This window comes from Gluconobacter oxydans, assembly GCF_006539685.1.
GTDB lineage: Bacteria > Pseudomonadota > Alphaproteobacteria > Acetobacterales > Acetobacteraceae > Gluconobacter > Gluconobacter oxydans.
The window spans coordinates 1-3,449 of the sequence record NZ_BJNM01000071.1; the positions used below are offsets into that span (position 1 = coordinate 1).

3 protein-coding genes and 1 pseudogene are annotated in these 3,449 nt (G+C 62.8%); all 4 read left to right on the forward strand.

Annotation, left to right across the window (positions count from 1 at the left end; translation table 11 throughout):
• On the forward strand, nucleotides 1–542 hold a 542-nt coding region (locus GOX01_RS12380), incomplete at its 5' end, for a hypothetical protein (RefSeq protein WP_255314073.1).
• Nucleotides 539–1,255: a transglycosylase SLT domain-containing protein gene (locus GOX01_RS12385; protein ID WP_062268725.1), complete on the forward strand. Its 717-nt coding sequence runs from the start codon at nucleotides 539–541 to the stop codon at nucleotides 1,253–1,255. The genes GOX01_RS12380 and GOX01_RS12385, both read left to right, overlap by 4 nt.
• A 377-nt stretch (nucleotides 1,256–1,632) precedes the next feature.
• Nucleotides 1,633–2,997, forward strand: coding sequence for a replication initiation protein RepC (gene repC / locus GOX01_RS12390; RefSeq protein WP_062268727.1), 1,365 nt, complete (start codon nucleotides 1,633–1,635; stop codon nucleotides 2,995–2,997).
• A gap of 165 nt (nucleotides 2,998–3,162) precedes the next feature.
• Nucleotides 3,163–3,449 (forward strand): annotated as a pseudogene (locus GOX01_RS12395) (hypothetical protein); the annotation flags it as partial.

Below are 3,449 nucleotides of genomic sequence, written 5' to 3' on the forward strand. Positions count from 1 at the left end.
TCTGGCTGGGTCAATTCCTGATGAAAAACCCGGGTCAGTTCTCAGTGAAAATCAACAGATTCTGCACCATGCGCTTTCGCTTCTGGCTCGCTGTCTGTATCTCGCTGGCGGCCCCTCTGGTGTCCCAGGCCTCGGCGCAGCATCTGACGCCTGAGCAACTCGACAAACTGTCGCAGGAGCGTCAGTCGGAAATCGGTTCCCGCAACTGGGGTCCGCCCCCGAGAGTTACGCAGGCCCCACAGAAACTGCGCGCCACGCCGGTTCCGGTGACCTGCCACAGTCCCGCTCATGACTTCGAGCCGCTTTTTGCCGAGCCGCGTCGTGGCGCTGTCCATGTCGGAACCGCCGCTCCGCAGATTGCGGTGACGGACACTGTCTTTCAGGGCTGGCGGCAAGTTCTGCGCTCGGGAACAACCTTTGCCTGGATCCCGGAGGCCGACGTCGTGGCCTATCGCCCGCTCGTGGACGGGGCGTCCCGGGTCTGCGTGGTCTCGGGTGAGAACGCGGCCGGGATGGTCCTGTTTACGCATCCGACAAAGTGAAAGCCTTCCCGGTTCTGGCCCTGCTGACCCTCGGCGTAAGCAGTCCTGTCACTGCTGCTCTCGGGGCGGTGCCTGAGCAGATCGTACCGACCAACCCGGAACCCGGATCGCCCGTCTTTACACGGCCATCGACCGCGACGACGACGGGCGGGACAACCGCCACATCCTCGTATCAGGGCGCGTGGGGAACGGCGGATGCTTACGCGACACTGATGTCACAGACCTATGGTGCGGACGCGGTGGCTGCGGCACAGGCGGCCGGGATCAATCCGGACACGCTGGCGGCGTTCGGTCAGATCGAGAGCCATTTCCAGAATGTCGGGAATACGGCCTCGAGCGCACAGGGGGTGTGGCAGGTCACGGACGGCACCTGGAACCAGTATGCCTCGGAACTCGGTCTGAGCGCAGCGGACCGGTCCGATCCCGTGGCCCAGGCGAAAGTGGCGAGCGCCATCATCAGCGATTACGCGTCCGCCGTGAGTCGCGCGACAGGCGCACCGGCCACCGGAACGCAGGTCTATGGCGCCTATATGTTCGGCACCAAAGCCGGCGCAGCCATTGCAAGCGAATCAAATGCAAGTACGCCACTCAGCCAGTATGTCTCCGCCAAGACGCTCGCGGCCAACAATATGAGTGGCTGGACGGTAGGCCAGTACCAGCAGACGGTGGCCAGCCGCATGGGCACTGGGGCGACAGAGGCGGTCACAAGTTGAAAATAGCGCGCCAAAATGGACACACTAAATGCCCGTTTTTACTCAATTATTTTTCTGAGCGGACGCTTTCGAGGTTGTTGCAGCGCCCGAACGGAGGCACGATGCCCGGATGTCTGGAGACGTCCCTGTGGGCGGCGCCAGCGAGTCGATCCAGAGGACCCCCGATGACGTAGCGCCCACAAACCAAAAACCCCGCCTCCTCCGATCGCCAAATCGGAAGAGCCAGGGCTCCGGCAAAACAGTTGCTAGGTGAGTAATTCGTTAAATTCATCTAGCGTCAGCTCTTTTCGAAACGCAAGCACTAAATTGCGAACGGGAGCGTTTTGTCTGGTGTCCGGCCGTGAGGTGGTCCCTTCACCCCCAGACCGGACCGATCAATGGAGCATTCTGCACAGACGCAGAGGGCGCAGGCCCCGTGCACACGGCGTGGCCGACGCCGGATCAGTGAGGCCATGCTGGCCGCACGCGACGAACTGACCACCCCCGTCCCGGCCGAGCCCGGCAAGCGGGATATGCTGAACATGCTGAAATCCCTCCGCGGTGTCCTGCCCGTCAGCCGGGGAGCAGCCTCAACGCTGATCATCATGGTGGAGAAGACCTCTCCGGACGCCTGGACGGCGCTTGAGACGCCCTTCATCTATGCGCACAACACCACGCTCATGTCCTGGACAGGACTGTCGCGCAGCACACTGCAGCGGCACATCCGGGAGCTGGCGGACGCGCGGCTTCTGGTGCCCCAAGACGGACGCAACGGACAGCGCGGCCGACGATGGCAGGCGGAGGAGGGCCAGACGCAGGTTGGCTTTAATCTGGCGTCCCTGCGCTATCGCTGGCCGGATCTGCTGGCCCTGAGCGCGGAACAGCGGCGACTGCGCCAGCGCATCTCCTTTTTGCGCGACAACATTGCCAGCCTGAACGACACGGTCCGTGCCCAGGCCGAAGCCCTCGGACTGGAGGCCATCCTTGAGCAGGCAGTGGGGATCATGCGCAGCCGTCTGAGGACGGTGCAGCTCGGTACTCTGGAGGGGCTGTACCGGGAGATGCTGGCCCTTTCTGCGGCTCTGGCCGGGCAGTGCGCCGAGCCTGAATCCGGCCCGGATAACGCGCCTGTGGAAAACGCAGTTTTTTCAATGTCGTATCCAGCAGAAATGAGGCCCATGGGTCCTCAAAACGGGGCCCACTATACAGATACTAAAAACATTCAAACTTCTAAAAAAGTAGATCACGTAGCCGCCAATGGCGGCATTCGCATTGAACACATGCGGTGTGAAGGGCCGAGTTCCGGAACCGACCGTTCGAGCGTGTATGACCGGACAGCGTTGCGCGGGTTCAAGGGGACAGCGACGTTCTATCTCGAGATCTGTAGCAGCCTGCGGGATTTCTGTTCCTCCGGTCGACCGAGTGCCGAGCATCTGATCGAGGCCGCCGAGTATCTGTCAGGGCAGGTGGGTGTAACCTGTCATGCCTGGTCGCAGGCCTGTGTCGTGCTGGGCCGGTTGCAGGCGGCCGTCGCCGTGATCGTCATGGCGTCCAGGCTGGAGCGTGGTGCCGTCATCCGGTTCCGGGATGCCTATTTCCGCGCCCTGATCGAACGCGGGGCACAAAACACCCTGTTCCTTGATCGCAGCCTGTATGCGCTGCGGGATCATCGCACCCGGGAAGTGGGGATGCTGGCCGAGGCCGGTGTGTTCCTGGCCGCCGTAGGCGTGGAGAGCCCAAAAAGCCGGGCGGCGTGGATCTGACATGGGGCATGTTGAAAAGCCCACTCTTCTGCGCGTTCTGGATCGTCTCGGCGCACTGGCCACTCTGCTTCTGCCGCTGTTTCTGGTGCATTGGCGCGGTATCGCCGAGGGCTGTCTCGATGGGCTGGCCGTCGGATTTCTGCTTCGGAGCGCCCTGACCCGCGATTGGCGCTGGTATCGTCAGGGTTTCGTCTGGCCGGCCCTCTTGTCTGGTGGGGTTGGCTGGTCCTGTGTTCCCTGCCACGTCAGGCGCCAGTTCCGGCAGAGGCGACCGCCAGCCTCACCCAGGCGCTGCTGGCCATCCACTTTCCGGTCGCGGCGTTCACTCTGGCCTTCTGGACGTTGCAGGATCCCCGGACCCGGACATGGTGTCGCCGTCTGGTTATCGCCTGCGCGCTGTATCTGGGTGGGCAGATGCTCCTTCAGGCGCTCACGAAACAACCAGATGGAGG

What these genes read in the sequence shown, in the direction of transcription:
- repC (WP_062268727.1), top strand. Translation starts at nt 1,633, where the DNA reads ATGGAGCATTCTGCACAGACGCAGAGGGCGCAGGCCCCGTGCACACGG.